A 25215-nucleotide genomic window follows, 5' to 3' on the forward strand; every position below is an offset into this window, starting at 1 on the left:
ATTGACATAGGAATACACATCGCTTTGAGAAATGCGCCTCCATTATGATGAGCGTGTAAGCCAAACCACAACGAAAAGGGGATTAACACAATGCGCAAGATATCAACGGTAATCGCTTGTCTTCTCATGTTCAGCCTGGTCCTGGCCGCATGCGGCGGCAACAACAAGAATAGCGAGTCGTCTCCTTCCGCCTCTTCGGCTTCGCCTTCCGCGAGCCCATCGTCGAGCCCGTCGGATACGCCGTCGGACAGCGGCAGCAGCGGATCGGGAGGCTTCGATCCAGCCACGCTGAAGGCGACGATCAGCATCTACTATCCGACGCCGGACCAAGTGGAGAAGCGCGCGCTGGAGGACGACCGCATCAAACGCTTTAACGAGGTGTTCCCGAACGTTGAAGTCGTGAAGAGCGATTGGCAATACAACCCGAACGAGATCGGCATCAAGATGGGCGCGAACGAAGCGCCGACGCTATTCAATACCTACGCGACCGAAGGCAAATTCCTCGCGGAAAAAGGCTGGGCGGCCGACATTACCGAGCTGTTCAACGCTTACGACAAGAAAGACCAGCTGAACCCGATTTTGCTGAACCAGTTCAACATTAACGGTAAAATTTTCGGCATTCCTCAGCAGGGCTATGTCGTCGGTACAGTCGTCAACAAAAAGATGCTGGAAGAAAAAGGCGTCGCCGTTCCGCCGCTTGACTGGACTTGGGCCGACGTGCTGAATACGGCCAAGGCGGTCGCCGATCCGGGCAAAGGCGTATCCGGCATCGCTCCGATGGGCAAAGGCAATGAAGCCGGATGGAACTGGACGAACTTCCTGTTCGAGGCCGGCGGGGAAATTCAAAGCGTCGAAGGCGGCAAGGTGATCGCGAAGTTCAACTCCGACGCCGGATTGAAGGCTCTGGAATTCTACAGCCAGCTGAAGGAAGCGAACGTAATCCCGGCCGACTGGGCGCTTGGATGGGGCGATGCGGTAGGCGCGTTCGCTCAAGGAAGAACGGCGATGGTCATCGCCGGCCCGGACGGTCCGGTCGACCAAGGCTTGAACCAAGGCGGAATGAGCCCGGCAGATATCGTCGTCTATCCGATGCCTGCGGCAGAGGCGGGCGGCAAGCATACGGGCGTTCTCGGCGGCGACTTCCTCGTCATCAACCCGAACGCTACGCCGGAAGAGCAATATGCCGCATTCCACTACGCGGTGTTCGACTACTTCACGGATAAAGGCCTGGAATCGCTGGAAGCAAACATTCAAGCCCGCAAAGCGGAAAATAAGTTTTTCGTGCCGCCGGTTATCCAATACTTCAGCCAGGATTCCGAATACGGCCAGAAGATGAAAGACGTATACGCGAAATACGACAACGTGTACCAATACAGCGACGAGCTAATGACGCTGCTCGACGGCAAACCCGAAGCGCAGTTCAATACGCAGGAGTTCTACGCAGCGATGACGAACGTCATCCAAGAGGTGTTCTCCAAGAAGGACGTGGACCTGAAGGCGCAGCTCGACGCGGCGGCGAAGACGGTGCAGGAGCAATTCTTCGACAATATTAAAGTGGAATAGAACGAAGATGAGGGTTGCCTTGGGCGAACGAAAGTTTGCAAGGGGCAACCCTCTGCAATATCCGGATAACGGAGGAGCCTCAACAATCGATCAACGGGAGGACGGCTGCGGTGAAGCGAATGCGATCAAAGAAAACGATAGGAATAACGGCCGGAGCGCTTGCGGTCGCGTTGGCTGCGGCCATCTGGGCGCTGGTGGCCTCGCCGCTGGGCGCCAAGGCCGATTTCAAGGATCGGGACGGTCTGCTGACCGTCAGCCTCGGCGGCGCGGAAATCGCGTTTCGCGCCGATAACGGCGCGATCGCACATATTAAGAAGAAGGAAGCGGGCGAGGCGCTGACGCTTGGCAATCGCGAGAATGCGCTGTGGTGGGCATTCTTCGAGGACGATTCCTCTGTCAACGGGCAGAAGGCGGAAAGCTTCTCGTACGATTGGAGCTCTAGCAAAGGCGAGCTTACGCTTCAATACGGCGGCTCGATTCTAGTAGACGTTAAGGTCCGGTTCGACAAGGACAACCGCATTTATATGCAAGCCGAGGTCGACAATCGGACAGAGAAGCCGATCAAGTCTTTTCGGTTTCCGTACGAGCTGAAGGTTGACTCGGAAGGCGTCAAGGACGCGCTGCTGCCGATGCTGCCGGGCGTGAAGCTGCGCGACGCGTTTTTTAAGGAAAGCAATTCGTTTCAGGACCAGTATCCGGGCGTTCTGTTCGCCTCTTATTTGGGGGTGCGCACGGGAGGCGGGGAGCTTGCCGTGTACGACTTGAGCCGCGACATCGCGCCGATGACGGAGCTGGGATTCAAAAATCAGGTGGACGACAAGGGCAAGTCCGGCATCGTTCACAACTATAAAACGTGGATTGCCGCCGGAGCGAAATGGAGCAGCCCAACAATCGTGCTGGAGCTAGGAGATTACGAGCAGACGATCGCCAGCTACCGCGAGCTGAACGGCATTGCGAAATACCGTTCGCTGGCCGACAAGCTGGGCGCGGAGAAAGAGAAGTATTTCGCGCTTCCGTTCTACAAGACCGATATTTCCGCGATCAAGGACGGAAGTTGGAGCCAGTTAACGACGAATTTCATTGACAAAATGAATTACAACGGCGTCATTCATCTCGTCGGCTTCCAGAAGGGCGGGCATGACGAGAACTATCCGGACTTTATGCCGCCGGAGCCGCAATGGGGCGGCCAGAACGCTTTTGCGGCGTTTATGCAGGCGGCGAAGAGCAAAGGCAATCTCGTCATTCCGTATACGAATATGAGCTGGTGGGGCGTCAACTCTCCGACGCTGGCGAAGCTCCCCGAAGGAACGAAGATGGAAGATTTGATCGTGATGAAGGATAACAAACAGATTATGAAGGAGGATTACGGGGCGCACAGCGGCTACGTAGTCAACACCGGCCATCCTTTTTTTAAGCAGCGGACCGCTGAGGAGCATAAGAAGCTGCTGGAGGGCGGGTTCGACGGCATTTTCGAGGACCAGTGGGGCATTCGCAATTCGCCTTATGCCTATAACGCGACGATTCCTGAAGAAACCGATCCTTCGACGGGCTATTTCAAGGGTCTGCGAGATTATGTCGGGACGGTCGGCCACAAGCTGTACATGGAGGATGGAACTGACGTATTGGCGGACGGAGCGGTTGGCTTTATGGGCTCGACTTATTTATGGGACCTGCTTGGCTATCGCAAAAACACGGCCAGCTATGCGGACTATTATCCGATGTCCGGCATGCTTCTGCGTGACAAAGTGCTGCAGTATCAGCACGACCTGGCCGCGGAGACGATGACGGACGACCCGGATATGCTGCGGTGGAATTTGGCGATGGGCTATAACCTGGCGGCGGACTTGTTTAACGGAGTGTCTAACCCGTGGGTGGATACAGTCGCCATTATGCAGAAAAATATTTTGTCGCAGTACGGGGATTCGTTGGTGAAAAGCTATCGAGAGGTTGCGGCGGGCGTGACGCGTACCGACTTCGGCGCATACGCAGTGACGGCGAATTGGAGCAAGGAGGCCGGCTATGCTCCGGATGCGGACAGGGAGCTGCCTCCGGGCGGATACGAGGTCGTCGCCGCGGACGGAAGCAGACGAGCGGGCAGTTACATTCGCTTGAACGGTCTGGAGCTTGACGCCGGCGAGCATCATCTAGTCGAGGTTCGGGAGAAAGACGCGATCCGGATTTACCAGCCGATCGGCTCGGATACGACCCTTAAAGTGAAGAAAGGCGAGGATTGGACGCATACGATCGCGGCCGCTTATGAAGCGAACGGAACGAAAGCGGCGGATCTGGTCGTTAAGGAAGAGGGGGATTACGTTGAATTCGATTATGTGGGCGTCATTAAGGAACTCAGGGTCGCTTACGTCGAGCTGAACAGATCGGAAGAGGCAAGCAAAGCGACGGAGGCGTTCGAGAAGGTCAAGGCGATGGAGAATAGGGCGCTCGGGAAGAAGGCGCATGCGACCTCGCTGACGGCCGACGCGTTTCCGCCGGAGCTGACGGTGGACGGCGATCCGTACACCTACTGGGAAAGCACGGCCAAGCAGTTTCCGCAATCGCTGACCCTGGATCTGGGCGAGGAGCGGGAAGTGACGAAGCTGATCTTGCGGCTGCCTCCGCAGGACGCTTGGGAGAAGAGGGAGCAGGTGATCGAGGTGCTTGCCGGCTCCGACGGGAAGAATTATGCGTCCGTCCTTGCCGAGACGGCGTATACGTTCGATCCGGCGGCGGCCAATGCGGTCGAGATTCCGCTTAACGGTACGAAGGCGCGATACTTCCGGCTGACGATTACGGGCAACACCGGCTGGCCTGCAGCGCAAATCTCGGAGTTCGAAGCTTATTGACGAAAATGGGAGAATGGCCGTATGCAAAGTACCGTTCCCGTCTTGTCCACACCCTCATATGCTGAATTATCAACTTGCAACTATGAGGGGGGAACGGTACGTGCAACTGTACGCGGGAACGGTTTGCGCTCTGTTGGGGGCCGCGGTCACCTTTTCGTTCGGGATCTGGAACGAGTCGCTTACTTTTTTACTGATTTTAATGGCCGTAGACTATTTTACCGGAGTGGCGGCTTCGATTAAGGAAGGCAGCGGGCTGAACAGCAGCGTCGGCTTCTGGGGGTTGTTCAAGAAAGGGCTTATTTTACTCGTCATGATGATTACGCACCGGCTTGATATTTTGCTGGGCGCGGATATGATCATGGGCGGGGCCGTATTTTTTTATATCGCGAACGAATTGCTGTCCATCATCGAAAATTACGGACGTTTGGGTCTCCCGCTCCCCGACAGGCTTAAACGTATCGTTCAAGTGCTGCGCGACCGGGCCGGCAACTAAAAATGCGATTCTCAACGAAAGGGGCTAGGGAGAGGGCTCCTTTTTTCTTGCCTTTCTGGGGACTATAATGGATGAGTAATCCCATTTCGCCAGGGAGGTTGGTTCAGGATGAGATTGGAAAGCGGGACGAGCGTCATTATGCGGGTCGAGATGGACAAGCAGGCGGTGACGTTCGGGGAACTCGTGTCCTTGATCGGCCAGCAAGGGGGAGACATCGTTGCGATCGACGTCATTCAACCCGGAAGGAAGACGGAAATACGGGATTTAACGGTCAGCGTCGCCGAGCCGTCCGTCATCGGCTCGCTCTCGGATGCCGTCAAGGCGATGAAAGGAATTCATCTGGTCAACGTCTCCGACCGGACGTTCCTGCTGCATCTCGGAGGGAAAATACAAGTTCGTTCGAAAGTTCCGATTAAAAATCGCGACGATCTGTCTCGGGTTTACACGCCCGGAGTGGCTAACGTCTGCCTAGCCATTCGGGACGATGTGAACAAATCCCATTCGTTGACTATTCGACGCAATACGGTTGCCGTCGTGTCGGACGGGACGGCCGTTCTTGGCTTGGGGGATATCGGACCGCACGCGGCAATGCCCGTCATGGAAGGGAAAGCGATGCTGTTCAAAGAGCTGGCCGGCGTGGACGCGTTCCCGATCTGCCTGGACACGAAGGATACGGAAGAGATAATCGCTATCGTGAAGGCGCTCGCACCGACGTTCGGCGGCATCAATCTGGAAGACATTTCTTCGCCGAGATGCTTCGAGATCGAACGCAGGCTGAAGGAGGAGCTGGACATTCCGGTATTCCACGACGACCAGCACGGGACGGCGGTCGTTCTGCTTGCAGGCTTAATTAACGCGCTGAAGATCGTCGACAAGAGCATTTCCGACATTAAAGTCGTCGTCTGCGGCGTGGGCGCCGCCGGCTTCGCTTGCTCCCGCATGCTGCTGGCGGCCGGCGTCTCGCGACTGATTGGAGTCGACAAGTGCGGCGCCATCCATAGGGACGAGCGCTACGACAACGAAGCGTGGAACGAATTCGCCCGGCTGACGAATCCCGACAACGAGAAAGGCAGCTTGTCCGAGGTCATCGCGGGGGCGGACGTATTTATCGGTTTGTCGCGGCCGAAGCTGCTCAGCAACGCGGACGTGCGAAGCATGAACGCCGATCCGATCGTATTCGCGATGGCCAATCCCGATCCGGAAATTACGCCCGACGAGGCGGGAGATGCCGTGCGAGTGTTCGCGACAGGCCGCTCCGACTATCCGAACCAACTGAACAACGTGCTCGCCTTCCCGGGAATATTCCGCGGCGCATTGGACGCCAGAGCGAGAACGATCAGCGAATCGATGAAGCTCGCCGCCGCCCACGCGATTGCCTCGATCGTGACGCCGGAGGAGCTTAACGAGGAGTATATCATCCCAAGCGTGTTCAACGATAAAGTCGTGCCCGCCGTGAGACGCGCCGTCGTTCAGGAAGCGATCGGCTCGGGGGTCGCCCGAAAGGTCCCGAGCGACTTCCGAAATCTCGACTGAAAGAAGGCATTACATGCCGTATTAGCGCCGACTTTCGGTTTGTTCATGAATTTGTCATAAGTTTTGACGGAAGTTTTGTGACAAATACTTGAGTTCAATCGCGGGTTTTAGGTAGAATATGAGGTAGACATTTTGTAGGAAGCAGGGGAGCAGACAATGCACAAATGGATCATGTCCGCATTGGTGACGATCGCGTGCGCAATGGGAGTTTACTTGCTGGCGACCGCGCTGCCGGAGAGACCGAAAGAGGAAACTTTGGCGGAAGGCCAGGAAATGCTCAGAATCAAGGCGACGAATTTCGAATTCGACCAAGCGGAGTACAAAGTTAAAGCCGGAACCAACTACAAAGTGAAATACTCCAATACGCTTGGCAATCACGGCGTTGAGTTCGTCGGGCTCGGCATTGAGCTGAACAAGGACAATCCGGAAACCGAAGTGACATTCGACAAGCCTGGCACTTACGAGATGCACTGCTCGATTATGTGCGGTCAGGGTCACTCTACGATGATTTCCAAACTGATCGTCGAATAGAAAAAGAAAGGAGCCGCCAGGCTCCTTTTTTCCGACTCAGGCACGGCTTCTTGCTCTTGCGCGTGTACGCGAGAGGCCGAGATCCGTCAAATATCCGATTAAAGCCCAGCTAAGCACAGTAAGTGCGTACATTAGCCATACGTTGACGCTGTGAAGATCGGCGAACAGCTCGACGAACCACATCGGGACGCTGAACATCATCAGGAACAGGTTGTGGGGATCGTAGCCGGTAACGTTGAACAGGCAAAGCGCAAGTCCGATGAGCGTACATATTGCGGTAGCGGGATAGCGCATATTGCGTGCATGCTCCCTTCGTCTTTTAGGACTAGTATGCGCGAAACACTATATCCTCATGATAAGAAAGGAATGGGAAAACATGATTACTCATATTGTAATGTTTAAGTTGAAGGATCGCAGCCCGGAGAGCGTCGAACGCACTGCTCAAGTGCTGCGCGATATGGAGGGCAAAATCGAGGAGCTTCGTTATTTGGAGGTTGGCAAGGACGTGCTGCATACCGACCGTTCTTACGATATCGCTCTGGTAACGAAATTCGATTCGCTCGAAGCGCTTAATGCTTATCAAGTACATCCCGTGCACCAAAAAGTAATCGAGCATATGACAGAGGTTCGCGAAGCCTCGGTTGCGGTCGATTATGAGAGCTAATCTCGGATTGACGCTTGCGGAGAAAAGCGCGTCAGACATGAGGGACGTATACGAGATGGGGACCTACGTAGTGGTCATTCTCGTCAGCGCGTTGATTATGATCATCTGGTTAAAGCGCAGAGGGCGCGCCAAGAAGAAATGACGGGAGGGCTTCGCAAATGTATGACGTTAACGTAACCTTCATTCGCAGCCGACTTGCCTGTCTTCCGGAGCTGGCGCAGGCGCTGTCCGCGGCGACTGTGGCATGGACCGGCGCGCTGCTCGAAGGGCTGGCTCAGGAACGAGCGCTTCATCTGGCGGCCGAAATCGCGACGGATGTCGGACACGCCTTGATTGACGGCTTCATTATGAGAGACGCGAGCAGTTACGAGGATATTATCGATATTATTTCCGAGGAGGGCGTCGTCACGAAGGAAGTGGCGGAGCCGCTGCGCAATCTCGTTCTGCTTCGCAAAGCGCTTGTGCAGGAATACGACAGCTGGCCGCGCAAGGAGCTTCATCCGCTCACTTCGGAGCTCCCTAGAGTGCTGATGGGCTTTTCCGATCAGGTCGAGACGTATTTGGCTAAAGAGTTGATTTGAAAAAGTTGAATGTATCGGGTTCGATTATCCGTCGGTTTAAATCTCTATAACTATATATAGTCTCGGTTAACTAAAGCTCTGCCGCTTCGCGCGGTATGGGCTTTTTTCTGTTTTCGTATCCCGTACGAATATTTATGCCCGTCCGCTGTGTCGGGACAAACCGCTGCTGCTTATATTGTATTAACCGCATGGGCATTCGCCCGGGATCGCGGCGGACGGGAGGAAATCGGATGGCGTGGCAGGCGGCGGGTTACGCAATTGCAGTTGCGGCGGTTGTGGTCGCCATGGCGATAGTATTGTCGCTGGCGTCGTTATCGAGATCTATCAGGCGGCTTGAACGAACGGCGGAGGCGGTAAGCAAGGATGCGACGACGGTTTTGCGGCGTTGCGACCATCTGGCGGAAGAAATCGAAGCGACGCTTGCTATGTCCAGGAAAAGCTTGGAAGATTTCGCCTGGCTCGCGGAAGGAGCGCGCGCGATGGGGGAGGCCGTTCATTCCGCGGCAAAGACGACAGCGCGCTTGACTGAGCTGTATCGCGATTGTCTATCCGCGCCTTTCCAGTCCGCCTCCGGCGATAGCGATGCCGGAGAGAAGACGGAGCTGTCGAATCTGGCCCGAACGCTTTGGTCGATGTGGAAGAGCCGAGGGCGAGCATCGTCCTCCGAACGACGCGACCCGTCAGCGAATGCGGAACAATCAGAAGGAGAGTGAGAAGGATGGCAGAGAAAAAAGCCGTAAAATCGTTTCTGTGGGGTGCGTTGACGGGCGCCATTACGGGCGCGGCAGCCGCACTGCTATTCGCTCCGAAATCGGGGCGCGAGCTTCGCGGAGATATTGCGGATACGGCGCAAAAGGTCGGCGAGAAAACGGCTGAGATCAGCCGTCAAGCCGGTTCGGCCGTACAGACGTTGGCGAAGCGTACGTCAGGCCTCATTACGGACATTCGTTCCCGCAGAAGCCAGGAAGCTGCAGAAGCCGTTTCAACAGACGAGAAGGAAGAAGAAGCGGCCGCTTTGTAACTTGCGCTATCGCAATCGCCCAAATCCTTGTACAGTCAAGACCGCCCGCTCCCGCTGGGCGGTTCTTTGCCGTAGACAGAGGGAACCAAATGTTCTTCGTCCTCATAATGTAATTTGTAGCGACCTCCACAACAATGAAGAAAGCGGTGTTTCTGTGCAGCAACCGATCGCTGTTCTTGACTCCGGAGTCGGGGGGCTGACCGTCGTCAAAGAGGTGATGCGGCAGCTTCCGTGTGAGCAAATTTTGTATTTCGGCGACACCGCGAGAGCTCCTTACGGACCTAGGGCAGCGGAAGAGGTCGCCCGGTTTACGCGCGAGATCGTCGACTATCTCATTCAATTCAAGCCGAAAATGATCGTGATTGCCTGCAACACAGCGACCGCTGTAGCGCTGGAGGATATTCGAAGCCGAGTGGAGGTTCCGGTCATCGGCGTAATCAATCCCGGCGCGCGAGCGGCGTTCCGACGCACGAAGTCGGGAGTGGTCGGCGTAATCGGCACGGAAGGAACGGTGAGAAGCGGAGCTTATGAAACTGCGCTTAAGCAGCTGTCATCCCGAATTGAAACCGTTAGCCTCGCTTGTCCTTCGTTCGTTACGCTAGTAGAGGAAGGCAACTTTCGATCGGCTCGCGCACAGGAAATTGTTGCGGAGACTTTGTCGCCTCTTCGCGCTCCGGGCATGGACTGTTTGATTCTTGGCTGCACGCACTACCCTTTTCTAGCGGACAGCATTTCCCAAGCAATGGGGCCGGAAGTCGTTCTGATCAATTCTGCGGAGGAAACCGCCAGAGAAATTCACGAGGTTCTTGAACGAAGCAACGCCCTTGCCGTTGAAGGCGAAACGTCGGTTCACAGGTTTTTCTGCAGCGGCGAGCCTGTGAGGTTTAGGGAAATTGCGCAGATTTGGTTGGGCGAGCAAATTCGCCTGATGCCCGTCATATGGCAATTTCTCGCCTTAGCCGGCCGGCCCGGCCATTCATAAGTCGGATTATCCGCGCATACATGATTACCATCTCGATAAATACGGGAGGGATCGTCATGAGGAGCTATCCGGCAGACGCCAATTATGGGCCGGAACAACTGAAAGCGGATTTGGAAGCTCTAACCCGGCAACATTCGTTTGTCGTCGCGGGATCGATCGGCAGCAGCGCGCTGGGCCGATCGATTCCGTTTTTTAGGCTGGGAACGGGGCCGTTTCGCTGGCATTTCAACGGCGCTTGTCACGCGAACGAATGGATTACGTCCTTATTGCTGATGAAATTCGCCAAAGACTACGCCGATAGCTATGCGAGCGGCGCTTCGTTCTGGGGCAAGTCGGCGAACGAGCTGTTTGCCAGATGCAGCTTGTGGATCGTTCCGATGCTTAACCCTGACGGGGTGGAGCTTGTCCAGGAAGGCATAACGGAGGAGCATCCGTTCTATTCCGAGCTGCTGCAATGGAACCGGGGTTCGGGACGGTTTCACCGATGGAAGGCGAACGCTCGCGGCGTCGATCTGAACGATCAGTTTCCCGCGTTCTGGGAAGAAGAGCGAGACCGGCGAGCGATGCCTGGTCCCGGCCCCCGCGATTATTCCGGGAAGAAGCCGCTGAGCGAGCCGGAGGCTGCGGCATTGGTCGAATTCACCGAACAACACGATTTCCACGCGGTTCTCTCGCTGCATACGCAAGGCGAGGAGATTTACTGGAACTATCGGGGAGGAGAGCCTAAGGAGTCGCGGGAATGGGCCGATCGGATGGCGAAGGCTGCGGGCTACCGCTCCGTCTATTTGGAAGGAAGCGACGCGGGGTATAAGGATTGGTTTATCGACCGGTTCGGACGACCGGGCTTTACGGTCGAAGCCGGCTGGGGACACAACCCGCTGCCCGCCGAGAATGCTGAAGAGCTGTACGATGACATCGCTCGGCTGCTGGCGGAAGCGCTGGATTGCGCGCCGCTTGACTGACGGAGACGCCAATCGGTTACAATGAGAGAAAGCTTCGTACACAGGAAGGGGCGTTCTCTCGTGGCTCGCAAATCCGGTCTTACGTTATGGCTGCGCATTCCCGGACGGGTGTGGAGAATATTGCGTTCGGGCAGGGTAGCGCTTAAGGATAAGCTAATCTTTATCATTCCGGTGTTGCTGTACTGGGTGCTGCCGGACTTCATGCCGATGCTCCCTATCGACGATGCGGCGTTCACCGCAGTGGCCGCGATATGGTATGCGAAGGCGATGGAGCGCAAATACGGTCTGTGAGCTCGACTAGGGCTGATCGCAGAGTTGTTTGAGATAATCAATATATAAGCAAGGAGTATGTATCTCCCGGAGACCTAATCATGACCCACAACGTTTCTAATTTATGGGATATTAAACTTTTACGACGGATCTATTTTGCACACATGAGCTTACGCGGGAAGTTAGTCGGAAATTCGTACAACGCAGCTCGAACCAGGCTTAAACGGCGGACGTTTGTAGGAAAATCCGTACAAAGCAACTCGGCTCAGACTTAAAACGGCGGACGTTTGTAGGAAAAACCGCACAAAGCAACTCGGCTCAGACTCAAACGACGAACGTTTGTAGGGAAAATCGTATAAATCAACCAAGATCAGGGATTGTATGCCACTAAAGCGTCTTCGATAATTATACGAATAGTTTCTAGGAATTATCTGGAAGTGTTGTGGGTTATGATTAGCCCGTAGACTGCCTCATACGCTCCTGAAATCACCTTTTAACGGGTTTGCCTATCCAAATTTCAGGAGCGTATAGCATCGGAGGGGGGGGACATACTCCTTTCGCCTTTATCATCGATTATCTTTCAGCGCAATTATGTAACGCTTATGGGATAGCTCCTTGTTTTCCGCAAATAAACTCATTACAATAGAACGGAGAAACCGACGGGAGTGAAGATTAAATGAACTGCAAAATTACACGCAATGCGGCAAAAGTGCTGCGCCTGGAACTGGACAAGCCTGAGAACGCCGAACTGACTCTTAAAGTATTCGTTACGCACAGCCATGGGGACCATGCGCATTACGGTATGGATCTGGCCAAGCCGACTGAGCAGGACGAGGTCGTGACAACGGATAAAGACATCGATGTTATTCTGACCAAGGACGATTCCTTCCTCGACGGCGTGAAGATCGATTATCTTTATTTTCCGCAAGAAGGATTCGTCATTACGAATCCGAGCAAGGGGAACCATGGAGACCACTGATTATAATCGCGTCGTTTCCCGGAACGATATCCGGATTTGCGACAAATGCAAGCATATCCGGGTCAAGTCTATGCTGCCCAAGCTGCAGAAGATGGCCCCGGGGACCGAAATCAAGGTGGCGTGCAAGTCTTATTGCGGGCCTTGCGCCCGTAAAGCCTTCGTTTTTATTAACGGGCGCTATGTAACGGCTCCAACGGAAGACGAAGCGATCGACATCGCCAGCAAGTATGTCAAATGAGGATGTTCGCAACGAACAAGGCCATCCGACGATTCTCCGAAAGGAATCGCGGATGGCCTTGTTCTGTTTGACGCTTTAGAATTTGCCGTCTTCTTCGCGGAACAGCGAAATCAAATCGTTCTCGATCGTAAGATCGGAAGCGTTCAAATCTTTTTTCGCGGCTTCGGCTCCTTCGACGCAGGCGGCGACATCGGTTTCAGCCGCTTCTTCCCCTTCAAGGGAATAGCACTTGCCATTCTCGATCAAACCGTCCGCGTTCGGCACGAAGTACACTCGGCCGTCGGTAAAGCCGCCGTTGCGGAAGACGACGGATTTCTGAGCTTGAGATAACATGCTGACTCCCATAAAGTAACGATCATCCGTCGGGATGCCAAGCAAGTGCATTAGAGTAGGCGTCGTATCGATCTGTCCAACCGCCTTCTCGATGACGCCGGCATGCTCATCACCCGGAAGATGAATGAAGAACGGTACTTGTCGAACGATCCGATCCTTATCCAGCTCGGAAATCGGTTTTCCCAACAGCTTCTCGTATAAATTCCAATCATAGACGGAATTGTCGTGATCCCCGTAGAACATAACAATGGTATTGTCCCATAGGCCCTCATCTTGCAAATCGCTAACGAGCTTTCCGACCGCAGCGTCCACATAGTGCGCTGCCTGGACGTAGTCTCCCATGATCGTACCGTCCAGCTCGCCTGTTTTCAACTCCTGATTGACAGAAGGCAGTTTAAACGGATGGTGGCTGGAAAGCGTAATGGACAGGGCGTAAAAAGGCGATTGTCCGCGTTCCTTCAACTGCTCGACCGTTTGATGGAAGAAGGACTCGTCTCCGAGCGACCAGCCGATCGGCTCATCGATTCGATAATCTTTAAGGTTGTAGAACTGATCGTAGTTCATGTTGTGGTACATATTGTTGCGGTTCCAGAAGCTTCCATCGTAAGCGTGATGGACCGTCGCCCCGTAGCCCTTGCTTTTCAGTATGCCCGGCGCGCAATCGAACTCGTTGCCCGCAAACCGAATGAACACGGAGCCGGTCGGCAACGGATGCATCGAACAGCTGGTCAGGAAGTCCGCGTCGGAGGTTCTGCCTTGCGCCGTCTGATGATAGAAGTTCGGGAAATAAATACTCTGTCCGATCAGGCGATTCAGGTTAGGCGTAATTTCCTCTCCTCCGATCGATTGCCCGATGACAAACGTTTGGAAGGCTTCCGCCTGAATGATCAGCACGTTCTTGCCTGCATACTGTCCGAATAATGGCTCGGACTCCGCCTGTTTTTGCAGCTGACGTCTGTCCGCAAACCAGTTTTTCGTCTCCAGGATTTGTTCCTCGGACAGCTTAGCGCCGAACCAATGCTCATTGGCATAACGATAGGCGTCATAGCCGTGAAAACCAAGCAGCCCCGTCACATTGTAGATCGGAACGTTCCACCAGTTTCCGACGAACAGGCCGCGAGCCCAGCCATTCTTCTGTTCTTCAACGGGATAGTAGACGAGCGCCCATCCGACGACAAACACAAGAGAGGCTGGCAGCAGTTTACGCCAGAGGAAGCCGATCCCGGAACGTGAGAACTGCGAATTCCGCTGTTTTGCAAGCGCCCGCTTGGCGGAATTCTTCCATAATATCCACCCGGCCAGAGCGAAGGCGAACGGAAGATCAACGAAGTAAATCCAGTCTCCCGGACGCATCAGACTCCAGATGCTGTCTTGCAGCTCGCCCACTTGGCCGGCTTGCAGCAGCACCGGGACGGAGATGAAGTCCTTGAAATAACGGAAATAAATTAGATCTGCGAAAATTAAGAACGACAAGGCAAGATCCAAGACGGCTAGGGACACCGCTCTTGCTCGCACCCCCAGGAAAATCGTCCAGAAGGAGACGAGCAGCGTCGCTCCGAGATTAACCGCCCACTTCCAATAATTCATTCCGCCGACATTGAATTGGTGATCCAATTCGTTTAACTTATATAATATCGACGCCACGAGTAGTGCGATCCCCCAGATCGGCCACGTACCTAGCGCGCTCCAGCTCCGGCTCAGCCATACTCCGGCGAAGGATCGCATTTTTGACAGCATAATCAACTTCCTTTCCGGCATTCGGCAAGCGCTGTATCCAACCTCTAATGCCGCCTTGCCGCCGTATAATGATTTCTCATGAAACATAAGCAAAGTTTAGTATAGCTCTTCTGCCAAGGAATTTACAAACTTTGTGTAAAAACACGCGCTTAAAAGCGTAAATCGGCTGTAAAGCCGAGGATAACAGGATGGGGGAATAAAAGATGGATAGGACACCTGAATCTTATTTCGACGCACTTTATGAAACGGACGCTGATCTCGAAAGGGTTGCCGAGTGCTTGCGCGAGGCGGGGATGCGGGATATTTCCGTAGCTGCAGGCTACGGGCGGCTGTTGACGCTTCTGGTGTCGGCTTCAGGAGCGGTAAATGCGCTTGAAATCGGCGCCCTCGGCGGATATAGCGGCATATGTCTGGCTCGCGGACTGCCTGCGAAAGGCAAGCTTGTCTCGCTGGAATTACAAAGCGAATATGCCGAGCTGGCAAAGGCTAACTTGACGGCGGCGGGCCATGGAGACAAGGTGGAATATCTCGTCGGGGAAGCGGCGGCAAATCTTCGGCAATTGAAGGAAAGCGGCGCGTCGTTTGATTTTTTCTTCATTGATGCAGATAAGGAAAATTACCCGCTTTATTTGGAAGCTTGTTTGGAATTGGCAAATCCGGGAGCGATCATTGCGGCCGATAATACGCTGCTTAGAGGGAAAACGATCGATCCGGCGAAGCAGGGTCCGTCAGTTCAAGCGCTTCGCCAATTTAACCTGACGATTGCGCGAGATGCGCGTTTGCAAGGGGTTCATTTGCCGGCATATGACGGTTTAGCGCTAGCACGCGTGAAAGCGGGAGCGGATTAATAGGCAAATGTGATTTTGACGCGGAAAGAGCTCTGTTTACAGATGTATAATCAATTAATGAGCAAATCCTTTAATTTAATTAGTATTTTACCAAAGAAATGCCCAAATCTATAATATTAATTCAATTATTTACCACTTTTATGAACAATTTTTCACGCATGGGTATTGCCGATTTACATTGATATCAATGCTGATGAATGTTTATACAAGCTGGTAAATGTTTAATCATATATGTAAGCGTTTTCTGTCATGAATGTGTTAGGCAACCTTACATAAAGCTACTCAGAGGCCCATCGTTCCATAAACTCTCATTGCAGAATACGAACATTTCATAGTAAGATGTCTTTTGTTCCAGAAGATTCATCAGCATTTGAACTCAGCATTCATATGCGAAAGGAGTTGACTGGAATATTGCTCTGCGAATTTTGCTGAAGATTTGCAGAGATCTAGGGCGCATAGAAACGAAGCGCTCCAGAGAAGATACTCAATAAAACGGGGAGGCAATAATGATGAAGTATCAAAAGGTTTTATCGACTGCAATGGCAGTTACGCTTGCCGGTTCGCTTCTAGCGGCTTGCAGCGACAACAAAGACAAGAACACGGCTTCGCCGTCCGCCAGCGCGGGCAACTCGCCTGCGGAAAGCCAGGCGTCTCAGGAGAACAAAACTCCGCAAGAATTCCGTTTTACACTGGCAAGTGAACCGCCAAGCTTGGATCCTGCTCTCATGACCGACGCTCAATCGTCGATCGTTGCGTCCGGCCTGTACGACGGCCTGACTCGTCTGAATCCGGAAGGCGTTCCGGAGCCGGCGATCGCCAAAGAGTGGACGGTGTCCGATGACGGCAAAACGTACACGTTTAAGCTTCGCGACGACGCGAAGTGGAGCAACGGGGATCCGGTTACTGCAAATGACTTCGAATATTCCTGGAAGCGCGCTTTGAATCCTGAAACGGCTTCCGAATACGCATACATGCTGTTCTACCTTGAGAATGGCGAGAAGTACAACTCCGAGCAAGCTACGGAAGACGAAGTCGGCGTCAAGGCGCTTGACGCGACGACTCTGGAAGTTAAACTTGCTTCGGCTACGCCTTATTTCAATAGCTTGATCGCTCACTACACGTACTGGCCGGTTCATCCGGCTTCCGTGGACGGCAAGCCAGAGTGGGCTGCCGACGCTAAGACGATCGTATCCAACGGACCTTTCCTGCTGAAGGATTGGGCGCACGGCGACAAGCTTGTTCTGACGAAAAACCCTGACTACTATAACAAAGACAAAGTAAACTTCGATACGGTAACGATCTCTCTTGTAGAGAGCGAGTCCACTGTATTCAGCATGTTCCAAACCGACAAAATCGACTGGATCGGCGCTCAAGCAGGCTCCGTACCGACCGATCAAGTTCCGCAGCTTGTGGCTGACAAAAAAGCGACAATCAAAGAAATCGCATCGACGTATTACTATCTGTTCAACACGAAGCAAAAGCCGTTTGACAATGTCAAAGTTCGTAAAGCATTCGCAATGTCGATCGATCGTCAAGCCATCATCGACAACGTGGCTAAAGCGAACCAAACGCCGGCATTCGCTCTGATTCCGCCGAGCATCAACGGTCTGGACGGCAAAGGCTTCCGCGAAATGTATCCGGATAGCGGCTACTTCTCGGAAAACATTGAGGAAGCGAAGAAGCTGCTTGCTGAAGGTCTAGCGGAAGAGGGTCTCGATAAATTCCCTGAAACGACGCTTCTGTACAATACGAGCGAGGGTCACAAAGCGATTGCGGAAGCGATTGTGGATATGTGGCGTAAAAACCTCAATGTCGAGGTTAAGCTGTCGAATCAAGAATGGGCTACATTCCTGGAAACAAGAGACGCTGGCCAATTTGGTCTGGCTCGTTCCGGATGGGGCGCAGACTTCAACCATGCGATCAACTTCTCGTATGACCTGATTCACCCGAAATCTTTGAACAATGACGGCCAATACGAAAACGCGGAAGTCGGCAAGGCGCTCGACGATGCAATCGTCGCAGCCGAGGAGAAGGATCGCGTAGATCTGATCGCGAAAGCGGAAAAAATCGCAATTGCGGACGATATGGCAGTACTGCCAATCTACTACTACACGACGGTTACGATGCTGAAGCCTGGCTTTGAAGACGTCGTCTCCGATTATGCAGGTCACTTGGACTGGGCATTCGGTAAGAAAAATTAATCGATTGCGTGTGCAACATTAAATGTCCATGACTGGAAGGGTATATATAGCGTCCCTATATATACCCTTTCGGTTGCATAATAAAGGGAGAACGGGCGGGTGAAGAAAGCTTGATTCGTTATATCGCGAAAAAAATCGTGTTTATGCTACTGTCGTTGTATTTCCTGGTCACGGCCACGTTCGTTCTAATGAATGCCGTGCCAGGAAGTCCGCTGAAGGCGGAAAAAGCAACCAGCGCGACCATCCAGAAAAACTTGGAAGCGTATTACGGCTTGGACAAGCCGCTAATCGTCCAATATGGCGTTTATTTGAAAAATCTCGTTCAGGGCGACCTGGGCATTTCAATGAAGAAGAAGTTTCAAGCAGTAGATAAAATTATTAAAGAATCTTTTCCATATTCGCTTAAGCTTGGTTTAGTGTCTGTAGTGACCTCCGTTATAGCAGGTTGCGTGCTAGGCATTCTTGCCGCAATGTATCATCGAAAGTTTCTCGATAATCTATCCATGGTTATCGCTACGATCGGCTTGGCCGTACCGAGTTTGGTTATGGCGCCGCTCTTGCAATACGTCTTCGCTGTGAAAATTAGGGCGTTCGAGGTGGCCGGGCTTAACGGACCGCTCGATTACGTGCTGCCGACGATTGCATTGTCGGCCTCTTCGATCGCCTTTATCGCCAGGTTGATCCGCTCAACCATGATAGAAGTGTTAAACGCCGACTTTATTAAGACGGCGAAGGCCAAGGGCTTGGCCGGACATCTGATCGTGTGGCGCCACGCGCTGCGCAACTCGATGCTTCCGGTCGTCACCTTCCTTGGCTTCCTGATGGCAAGCGTCATTACCGGCTCCGTCGTCATCGAGCAAATTTTCGCAATTCCCGGACTGGGCAAATTTTTCGTGCAGAGCGTCTCGAATCGGGACTATCCGCTCATTATGGGCATCACGATTTTTTATGCCGTCATTTTGATGGTCAGCAGACTGTTGGCGGATATTGCCTACGCGCTGGTCGATCCGCGCATTAGAATGTCCGGCGCTAAGGGGGCGAAATAGCTTGCTACAGAAAGATTCCAAGACGAATGCTCTTCGACCGGACATGTTCCAACCGCTTGATCGCGATTCCCGGACATCCGAGAAAATTGAGCGCAAAAGACTGACAGCCTGGCAGGATATTCGCATGAGGCTGTACAGCAATAAGCTGGCGATGACCGGTTTCTGGATTACGATTGCCGTTATCGTTTTCGCCCTATTCGCGCCGCTTCTATATCCGTATGATCATTTCACCAATGATTTGAGCAAGACAAACCTGCCCCCGAGCGCAGAACACTGGTTCGGTACGGACGATCTTGGCCGCGATTTGTTTGAAAGAACGTGGAAGGGCGCGCAAATTTCGTTGTTCGTCGGCGTTATGGCCGCATTAATCGATTTGATTATCGGGATCATCTACGGCGGCATCATGGGGTATTACGGCGGCAAAGTGGATGAGATCATGAACCGCTTCGCGGAAATTCTATATGCCATTCCTTACCTGCTCGTCGTTATTTTGCTGCTAGTGGTTATGGAGCCGAGCTTAACTACGATTATCGTAGCGATGTCGATTACCGGCTGGATTAACATGGCGTGGATCGTGCGCGGGCAGATCATGCAATTGAAAAACCAGGAATACGCACTCGCGTCCAAAGCGCTTGGCGCAGGCGCGATGCGGATCATTTTCCGTCATTTGATTCCGAACGCGATGGGACCGATTCTCGTAACGATGACGTTGACCGTTCCAAGCGCGATTTTTACGGAGGCTTTTCTAAGCTTCCTGGGTCTTGGCGTTCAGTCGCCGGTCGCTTCCTGGGGAACGATGATCAACGACGGGGTTAAGTCGATGACGTTGTATCCGTGGAGGCTGTTCTTCCCGGCATTTTTCCTTAGCTTGACGATGTTTGCTTTTAACGTATTCGGAGACGGAGTGCGGGACGCGTTCGATCCGAAGCTGAAAAAATAGACGAGAGATGCGGAAAGGAGGTCGAGGCCTTCATGAAATCTACACAAGCTGCGAAAAAGAAATTACTGGACGTTCAAAATTTGAGCGTTTCGTTTGATGTATACGCCGGTGAAGTGCAAGCTATACGGGACGTCAGCTTTCAAATCGAGGAAGGCGAAGCGGTAGCCATCGTAGGCGAATCGGGCTCGGGCAAGAGCGTTACCGCCCAGACGATCATGCGCTTGATCCAGATGCCGCCAGGAAGAATCAAGAACGGTAAAGTGCTGCTTGACGGTCAGGATTTGTTAGCCCTTTCCGAGAAAGAGATGCAGAAAGTTCGGGGCAACAAAATCGGCATGATTTTTCAGGACCCGATGACATCGTTGAATCCGACGATGACGGTCGGCAAGCAGATTATGGAAGGCTTGCTGCAGCATCAGAAGCTGAGCGCCAATGAGGCGAAAGAACGGGTGATCGAGCTGCTGCGCTTGGTCGGCATTCCGAATCCCGAAACCCGGCTGAAGCAATATCCGCACCAATTTTCCGGCGGCATGCGTCAGCGGGTCGTTATCGCCATTGCGCTGGCCTGCAATCCGTCTCTGCTTATCGCCGACGAACCGACGACGGCTCTCGACGTAACCATTCAAGCGCAGATTTTGAATTTAATGAAGGAACTGCAGCAGAAAATGAACACGTCGATCATTCTGATCACTCATGACTTGGGGATCGTTGCGGATATTTGCGATCGCGTTATCGTCATGTATGCAGGACAAGTGGTGGAGACGGGGACGAAGCGGGAAATATTCAACAATCCGCAGCACCCGTATACGAAAGGGCTGCTGAAATCTTTGCCTCGCCTCGATCAGGCGAAGGACGAGCCGCTGATTCCGATCTTCGGAACTCCTCCGGATTTGATCAAGCCGCCGCAAGGCTGCGGCTTCTGCGACCGTTGCGACGAAGCGATGCGCGTCTGCGAAACCGAGGTTCCGGATTATACAATCCTCAGCGATACGCAATCGGTTCGCTGCTGGCTGCAGCATCCTTATGCGAAACAGGCGGGCTCGTCCGGCAGCAAGGAGGCTAGCGTATGAGCAAGGCGTTTATCGAGATTGAAGGCTTGAAAAAGTATTTCGATCTGGGCAATCATCGTATTCTAAAAGCCGTTAACGACGTCAGCTTCTCGATCCAGAAGGGTGAGACGCTAGGCCTCGTCGGCGAATCGGGCTGCGGCAAATCGACCGCAGGACGTACGATCATTCGACTGTACGAGCCGACGGCCGGCAGTATTTCCATCGACGGTACGGATGTTGCGAAGCTGTCGAAATCCAAATTAAAAGCCTATCGCAGTAAAATGCAGATGGTCTTTCAGGATCCGTACGCTTCCTTGAATCCGAGAATGACCGTTCTGGACATTGTCGGCGAAGCGCTCGACATTCACGGTCTTGCAGGCAGTAAGGTGGAGAGAAAGCGTCGGGTTGAGGAATTGCTGGAGATGGTCGGTCTGAATGCCGAGCATGCTTCGCGTTACCCGCACGAATTTTCCGGCGGCCAGCGGCAGCGGATCGGCATTACCCGGGCGCTTGCGGTCAATCCGCAATTTATGATCTGCGACGAGCCGATCTCCGCGCTTGACGTTTCCATCCAAGCGCAGATCATCAACCTGTTGATCGACCTGCAGAAGAAGATGGGGTTGACCTATCTGTTCATCGCGCACGATCTGTCGATGGTCAAATATATGAGCGACCGCGTCGCCGTTATGTATTTGGGCAAAATCGTCGAGATGGCGCGAAGCGAAGACCTGTACTCCAACCCGCAGCATCCTTATACAAGGGCGCTGTTGTCGGCGATTCCGGTTCCGGACCCGGACGTGGAGGAGAACAAGGAGCGCATCGTCCTGAAAGGCGACCTGCCGAGTCCCGTCAGCCCGCCGAGCGGCTGTCCGTTCCGGACGCGTTGTCCTCTAGCGACGGAGAAGTGCGCGGCGGAGGTTCCGCTGTTCCGCGAGACGCGCCCAAACCATTACGCGGCTTGCCATTACGCATAAGAATGAAGACGAAGCGCCGGTTGGCGCTTCGTCTTTTTTTTGCGAATCAGCAGATGAATGGAAGATTGTACAGGGAGGGAGCTATCCTTCCCTATTTGGTAGGGGCACTCTTGTTGAGTATGTGTTGAGGGTCAAGCTATATAATGAATTCGTTACGACAATCGAGAGAAAAAATTAGGAGGAATGACAACTTGTTTAAGCTGCTCAGGAAAAGTTTGTCCATCATCATGGCATTGAGCGTCTTTTTATCTTTATGCTCCGTCGCCGCGGCGGCATCGGATAGAATCAAGTTCAAGCTGGAAGAAAGGGTCGAAGGAAGGCCGGGCTATACGATTAGCGTTCCCATAGAAGTAGATGTTCCGTCTGATGGACTTTTTTACGATTACAATGTTTTCTTAAAGTCGGATGTACCTGTAACGGACGCGTATTGGGGACAATGGAGTGAAGACGGGACCCGGATCGATCTTTCCATCAGGATTGCGGACGAGGCTCCATCTGGAAATTATCAGGTGGAATTTGATCGAAGCCAGATGTGGGTGAAAAAAGGAACCACAAGCGAAAACTTGGAACTGACTACGGAGTATGATACCGAGATCGGCGTGATTGCCGTTAAGAAGCTAGTGTACGTCGGCAAAGTGAGCGGAAGCGCGGGCGGCTATGTAGAAGTTCCGGTATTCACCAACTCTACCGAGCCGATCAGTGCTTACGGGGTAACGCTTTCTTACGATCGCAACTTATTCGAGGTGGCGGAAGTGTCGGGAGTCGGCGAAGGCGAGCTGACTTTTATCGAAGATGAAGAAGAAGGATTAATCGTGAATTGGAACAACGAGGGCAACTCCTCCGTGCTCATGACGAACGGGCCGTTGTTCAAGGTGAAATTCAAAATCAAGGCTGTCGATCCGATTGATTACATACCGCTTGACCTGTACATCAACACGCTCCTAGACGACTCCGGCGAGATAATGTACGGAGTAGATTCGCGAATGGGCTACATATCCGTGACCGAGAATCAAGCACCGTCTGCCGACAACGTGAACGTAACGGGCACGCCGCATGTCGGGGAAACGCTTCAGGGCGATTATACGTTCGCTGATGAAGAGTCCGATGCGGAAGGCGTATCGACTTTCAAGTGGTATCGGGCAAATGACGCAGCCGGCGCGGCAGAGGCTATGATCGCTGGCGCAGACACGAAAGAGTATGTCCTCCAGCAGGAAGACAAAGACAAGTATATTCGTTTTGAGGTGACTCCGATCGCCGTCTCGGGAACGTTGGCCGGAACCTCGAAGACGAGCGTGTGGACGGGACCGATTGGGGTTCCGACCTACCAGGTTCTCTACGAAGCCAATGGTGCGACGCAGGGCGACGTCCCCGCGGATTCGAGCGCATACGTAACAGGACAAGAGGCGACGGTGCTGGGCAACACGGGCCACCTGGCGAAGGCGGGGCATACTTTCGGCGGCTGGACGACGGATGAAGCCAATCTTGAAGCCGTCTATGCGGCGGGCGACTTGCTTCCGATCGAGTCGACGAATCGTACGCTTTATGCCAAGTGGGATTTGAATCGCTACCAGGTGAACTTTAATACGAATGGAGGCAGCGCGGTGCCAAGCGTCGAGGCGGACTACGATACCTTGATTGCCGAGCCGCAAAGACCGAGCCGTTCCGGTTATTCCTTTAGTGGCTGGTATAAGGAGGCGACGCTGACGGACAAGTGGACGTTCGCCTCCGACAAGGTGGTTGCCGACACGACTTTGTATGCCGGATGGTCGCAAAACTCCCAAGGAGGCGGAGGAGGCGCCCCTGCGCCGGCAGGACCGGCGGCCTCTGAACAAGGTCTGGACGTGCTCGTCAACGGCAAGGGGGAAAGCGCGGCCAAAGCGGATACGAAGACGGAAAACGGGCTTAAAAAGACGGTGGTTACCGTAGACGGAGCAAAGCTGGAAAGCAAGCTAAACGAAGAAAAAGCGGGAGGCACGCTCACGGTTCCGGTCGCGGTGCAATCGGATTCCGTGGAGGTAGAATTCGAAGCCGGCACGATGAAGGCGCTGCAGCAGAAACAGATGGTCATCGTACTGCAAACGCCGGGCGGAACGTATTCGCTGCCGGCATCGCAAATCGATCTTCAAGCTGTGAGCGGCTTATTCGGCTCCAATGTTTCTCCCGAGGGCATCAAGGTGCGGCTGAAGATCGCCAAACCTTCCGAGAGTCAAGGTAAAACCGTACAGGGGGCCATCACCCAAGAAGGGCTGACGCTGGTCGGCGAGGCGCTTGAATTTACGGTAGAAGCCGCGTACGGAGAGCGCAGCTTAGAGATTGCGTCATTCTCTTCCTATGTCGAGAGGTCCATCGTTCTGCCTAGCGGCACGGGGCCGAATCGGATCACGACGGGCGTGACGATAGATCCGGACGGAACGGTACGTCACGTACCGACAAAGGTCGTTCAAGAGAACGGACGTTATCAAGCGATTTTCAATAGTTTGACAAACAGCACGTACGCTGTCGTCTGGAATCCGGTCTCGTTCGCGGACGTAGCCCGCCATTGGGCGAAAGACGCGGTTAACGAGATGGGAGCGCGTCTCATCATCGACGGAATTGGGGATAATCAATTCAAGCCGGACCTGGCGGTATCGCGTGCAGAGTTTACGGCGATTGTCGTGCGGGCGTTAGGACTTAAGCAAGCGAAGGGTGCGGCCAGCTCCTACTCGGACGTGAGCGCTACGGCGTGGTTCAGCGGAGCGATCGAGTCCGCTAAAGCTTATAAGCTGGTCGGCGGATTCGAGGACGGCACGTTCCGTCCTGAGGAGAAGCTGACTCGCGAACAGGCGGTCGTCATTCTCGCTAACGCGATGGAGCTTACCGGACTGAACGATAAGCTGTCCGTCCCTACGGACCCGATGAAGCGTCTTGGCTCCTTTACGGACGCCGGGCAAGTGTCGGAATGGGCGAGGAAGGCGATGGCCGCCGCGGTCGAAGCGGGGCTGGTGAACGGACAGAAGAATAACCTTATTGCCGCGCAAAGCCAGATAACGCGTGCCGAGGTGGCTTTGATCATCCAGCGGTTGTTGGAAAAGTCGAACCTCATTTGAGGTCAAGCTTCATAAGCTTGACAATCGATTCGGGTTAGGATAAAGTGATTCAAATAAAAGCTATAAACGAAAGCGATGAAGGGAAGCAGTAGCCCTCGAATTTCGCGTTACAGAAAGCCGGCGGTCGATGCAAGCCGGTACGCGAGCGAATGGCGAATTACGTCCCGGAGCTTCCTGTCCCGAACCCGTGCCGGCGCGGAAGGGGCAAGACGGCTGCCTGCCGTTAACGGGCGAGAGGTGGAGCTGCGAATGAAGCGCATGCTCAAATAGGGTGGTACCGCGATGACTCGTCCCTGTCTTAACGACAGGGCGGGTCTTTTTTGATTTTCGGGCGCCGCGTCGTC

General features: G+C 53.6%; 24 protein-coding genes and 1 other annotated feature. Of the genes, 22 read left to right on the top strand and 2 right to left on the bottom strand.

The window, feature by feature from the left end; translation table 11 throughout:
• The first annotated feature begins 90 nt into the window (after positions 1–90).
• From DFP98_RS10030 to DFP98_RS10050, 5 genes are all read left to right on the top strand, one after another.
• Positions 91–1563 carry an extracellular solute-binding protein gene (locus DFP98_RS10030; protein ID WP_116060443.1) on the top strand — a complete coding sequence of 491 codons (1473 nt, stop codon included), beginning with the start codon at positions 91–93 and terminating at the stop codon, positions 1561–1563.
• Between the two features lie 119 nt (positions 1564–1682).
• Positions 1683–4403, top strand: a complete 2721-nt coding sequence (locus DFP98_RS10035; RefSeq protein ID WP_147310159.1) for a discoidin domain-containing protein — start codon at positions 1683–1685, stop codon at positions 4401–4403.
• Positions 4404–4503: 100 nt separating this feature from the next.
• A complete protein-coding gene (locus DFP98_RS10040) occupies positions 4504–4896 on the top strand; it encodes a phage holin family protein (protein WP_246016479.1) in 393 nt (130 codons plus the stop codon).
• A 108-nt stretch (positions 4897–5004) separates the two neighbouring features.
• Entirely contained in the window at positions 5005–6429 is a 1425-nt protein-coding gene (locus tag DFP98_RS10045) for an NAD-dependent malic enzyme (RefSeq protein WP_116060445.1), read from the top strand.
• A gap of 156 nt (positions 6430–6585) precedes the next feature.
• Positions 6586–6960, top strand: coding sequence for a cupredoxin domain-containing protein (locus tag DFP98_RS10050; RefSeq protein WP_116060446.1), 375 nt, complete (start codon positions 6586–6588; stop codon positions 6958–6960).
• Between the two features lie 36 nt (positions 6961–6996).
• On the opposite strand, the gene DFP98_RS10055 is transcribed toward DFP98_RS10050, so the two are convergent.
• On the bottom strand, positions 6997–7254 hold the full coding sequence (locus DFP98_RS10055) for a hypothetical protein (RefSeq protein ID WP_116060447.1): 258 nt from the start codon (positions 7252–7254) through the stop codon (positions 6997–6999).
• Between the two features lie 82 nt (positions 7255–7336).
• On the opposite strand from DFP98_RS10055, the gene DFP98_RS10060 reads away from it, so the two are divergent.
• The 10 genes from DFP98_RS10060 (at position 7337) to DFP98_RS10100 (ending at position 12657) form a co-directional block, all read left to right on the top strand.
• A complete protein-coding gene (locus tag DFP98_RS10060) occupies positions 7337–7624 on the top strand; it encodes a Dabb family protein (protein WP_116060448.1) in 288 nt (95 codons plus the stop codon).
• On the top strand, positions 7614–7766 hold the full coding sequence (locus DFP98_RS39010; protein WP_181917602.1) for a hypothetical protein: 153 nt from the start codon (positions 7614–7616) through the stop codon (positions 7764–7766). The genes DFP98_RS10060 and DFP98_RS39010 overlap by 11 nt, the downstream gene beginning before the upstream one ends.
• A 16-nt stretch (positions 7767–7782) precedes the next feature.
• Positions 7783–8205 carry a DUF86 domain-containing protein gene (locus tag DFP98_RS10065; RefSeq protein ID WP_116060449.1) on the top strand — a complete coding sequence of 141 codons (423 nt, stop codon included), beginning with the start codon at positions 7783–7785 and terminating at the stop codon, positions 8203–8205.
• Positions 8206–8435: 230 nt separating this feature from the next.
• On the top strand, positions 8436–8918 hold the full coding sequence (locus tag DFP98_RS10070; protein WP_116060450.1) for a hypothetical protein: 483 nt from the start codon (positions 8436–8438) through the stop codon (positions 8916–8918).
• Between the two features lie 5 nt (positions 8919–8923).
• Complete coding sequence (locus DFP98_RS10075) at positions 8924–9226, top strand: YtxH domain-containing protein (RefSeq protein ID WP_116060451.1); 303 nt, start codon at positions 8924–8926, stop codon at positions 9224–9226.
• A gap of 154 nt (positions 9227–9380) precedes the next feature.
• Positions 9381–10208: a glutamate racemase gene (racE, locus tag DFP98_RS10080; RefSeq protein WP_116060452.1), complete on the top strand. Its 828-nt coding sequence runs from the start codon at positions 9381–9383 to the stop codon at positions 10206–10208.
• A 56-nt stretch (positions 10209–10264) separates the two neighbouring features.
• Complete coding sequence (locus DFP98_RS10085) at positions 10265–11170, top strand: M14 family metallopeptidase (RefSeq protein ID WP_246016480.1); 906 nt, start codon at positions 10265–10267, stop codon at positions 11168–11170.
• Positions 11171–11230: 60 nt separating this feature from the next.
• Positions 11231–11461, top strand: coding sequence for a hypothetical protein (locus tag DFP98_RS10090; RefSeq protein ID WP_116060454.1), 231 nt, complete (start codon positions 11231–11233; stop codon positions 11459–11461).
• A gap of 655 nt (positions 11462–12116) precedes the next feature.
• A complete protein-coding gene (locus DFP98_RS10095; protein WP_116060455.1) occupies positions 12117–12419 on the top strand; it encodes an iron-sulfur cluster assembly accessory protein in 303 nt (100 codons plus the stop codon).
• Positions 12406–12657 (top strand): DUF1450 domain-containing protein, encoded by a 252-nt coding sequence (locus tag DFP98_RS10100; RefSeq protein ID WP_116060456.1) that lies wholly within the window; start codon positions 12406–12408, stop codon positions 12655–12657. Before DFP98_RS10095 ends, DFP98_RS10100 begins: the two co-directional genes overlap by 14 nt.
• 75 nt (positions 12658–12732) lie before the next feature.
• On the opposite strand, the gene DFP98_RS10105 is transcribed toward DFP98_RS10100, so the two are convergent.
• Complete coding sequence (locus DFP98_RS10105) at positions 12733–14727, bottom strand: LTA synthase family protein (protein WP_181917594.1); 1995 nt, start codon at positions 14725–14727, stop codon at positions 12733–12735.
• A 203-nt stretch (positions 14728–14930) separates the two neighbouring features.
• Between DFP98_RS10105 and DFP98_RS10110 the strand changes: the two genes are divergently transcribed.
• The 7 genes from DFP98_RS10110 (at position 14931) to DFP98_RS10140 (ending at position 24871) form a co-directional block, all read left to right on the top strand.
• Positions 14931–15575, top strand: coding sequence for an O-methyltransferase (locus DFP98_RS10110; protein WP_116060458.1), 645 nt, complete (start codon positions 14931–14933; stop codon positions 15573–15575).
• A gap of 506 nt (positions 15576–16081) precedes the next feature.
• Positions 16082–17776 carry a peptide ABC transporter substrate-binding protein gene (locus DFP98_RS10115; protein WP_116060459.1) on the top strand — a complete coding sequence of 565 codons (1695 nt, stop codon included), beginning with the start codon at positions 16082–16084 and terminating at the stop codon, positions 17774–17776.
• Between the two features lie 110 nt (positions 17777–17886).
• Positions 17887–18822: an ABC transporter permease gene (locus DFP98_RS10120; RefSeq protein WP_116060460.1), complete on the top strand. Its 936-nt coding sequence runs from the start codon at positions 17887–17889 to the stop codon at positions 18820–18822.
• A gap of 1 nt (position 18823) precedes the next feature.
• Positions 18824–19762: an ABC transporter permease gene (locus DFP98_RS10125; protein WP_391572403.1), complete on the top strand. Its 939-nt coding sequence runs from the start codon at positions 18824–18826 to the stop codon at positions 19760–19762.
• 32 nt (positions 19763–19794) lie between these two features.
• Positions 19795–20832: an ABC transporter ATP-binding protein gene (locus DFP98_RS10130; protein WP_116060461.1), complete on the top strand. Its 1038-nt coding sequence runs from the start codon at positions 19795–19797 to the stop codon at positions 20830–20832.
• A complete protein-coding gene (locus DFP98_RS10135; protein ID WP_116060462.1) occupies positions 20829–21785 on the top strand; it encodes an ABC transporter ATP-binding protein in 957 nt (318 codons plus the stop codon). Before DFP98_RS10130 ends, DFP98_RS10135 begins: the two co-directional genes overlap by 4 nt.
• 191 nt (positions 21786–21976) lie before the next feature.
• A complete protein-coding gene (locus DFP98_RS10140; RefSeq protein ID WP_181917596.1) occupies positions 21977–24871 on the top strand; it encodes an S-layer homology domain-containing protein in 2895 nt (964 codons plus the stop codon).
• 66 nt (positions 24872–24937) lie between these two features.
• Positions 24938–25169, top strand: a binding site (T-box leader).
• Positions 25170–25215 lie beyond the last annotated feature (46 nt).

Source organism: Cohnella phaseoli (genome assembly GCF_003386235.1).
GTDB lineage: Bacteria > Bacillota > Bacilli > Paenibacillales > Paenibacillaceae > Cohnella > Cohnella phaseoli.

Bases quoted from the DNA above. Each gene is read 5' to 3' on its own strand.
- DFP98_RS10055 (WP_116060447.1), bottom strand. From the start codon at position 7,254: ATGCGCTATCCCGCTACCGCAATATGTACGCTCATCGGACTTGCGCTT.
- DFP98_RS10115 (WP_116060459.1), top strand. From the start codon at position 16,082: ATGATGAAGTATCAAAAGGTTTTATCGACTGCAATGGCAGTTACGCTT.
- DFP98_RS10105 (WP_181917594.1), bottom strand. From the start codon at position 14,727: ATGCTGTCAAAAATGCGATCCTTCGCCGGAGTATGGCTGAGCCGGAGC.
- DFP98_RS10100 (WP_116060456.1), top strand. From the start codon at position 12,406: ATGGAGACCACTGATTATAATCGCGTCGTTTCCCGGAACGATATCCGG.
- DFP98_RS10135 (WP_116060462.1), top strand. From the start codon at position 20,829: ATGAGCAAGGCGTTTATCGAGATTGAAGGCTTGAAAAAGTATTTCGAT.
- DFP98_RS10065 (WP_116060449.1), top strand. From the start codon at position 7,783: ATGTATGACGTTAACGTAACCTTCATTCGCAGCCGACTTGCCTGTCTT.
- DFP98_RS10075 (WP_116060451.1), top strand. From the start codon at position 8,924: ATGGCAGAGAAAAAAGCCGTAAAATCGTTTCTGTGGGGTGCGTTGACG.
- DFP98_RS10050 (WP_116060446.1), top strand. From the start codon at position 6,586: ATGCACAAATGGATCATGTCCGCATTGGTGACGATCGCGTGCGCAATG.
- DFP98_RS10110 (WP_116060458.1), top strand. From the start codon at position 14,931: ATGGATAGGACACCTGAATCTTATTTCGACGCACTTTATGAAACGGAC.
- DFP98_RS10030 (WP_116060443.1), top strand. From the start codon at position 91: ATGCGCAAGATATCAACGGTAATCGCTTGTCTTCTCATGTTCAGCCTG.
- DFP98_RS10130 (WP_116060461.1), top strand. From the start codon at position 19,795: ATGAAATCTACACAAGCTGCGAAAAAGAAATTACTGGACGTTCAAAAT.
- DFP98_RS10060 (WP_116060448.1), top strand. From the start codon at position 7,337: ATGATTACTCATATTGTAATGTTTAAGTTGAAGGATCGCAGCCCGGAG.
- DFP98_RS10035 (WP_147310159.1), top strand. From the start codon at position 1,683: ATGCGATCAAAGAAAACGATAGGAATAACGGCCGGAGCGCTTGCGGTC.
- DFP98_RS10085 (WP_246016480.1), top strand. From the start codon at position 10,265: ATGAGGAGCTATCCGGCAGACGCCAATTATGGGCCGGAACAACTGAAA.
- DFP98_RS10070 (WP_116060450.1), top strand. From the start codon at position 8,436: ATGGCGTGGCAGGCGGCGGGTTACGCAATTGCAGTTGCGGCGGTTGTG.
- DFP98_RS10095 (WP_116060455.1), top strand. From the start codon at position 12,117: ATGAACTGCAAAATTACACGCAATGCGGCAAAAGTGCTGCGCCTGGAA.
- DFP98_RS10045 (WP_116060445.1), top strand. From the start codon at position 5,005: ATGAGATTGGAAAGCGGGACGAGCGTCATTATGCGGGTCGAGATGGAC.
- DFP98_RS39010 (WP_181917602.1), top strand. From the start codon at position 7,614: ATGAGAGCTAATCTCGGATTGACGCTTGCGGAGAAAAGCGCGTCAGAC.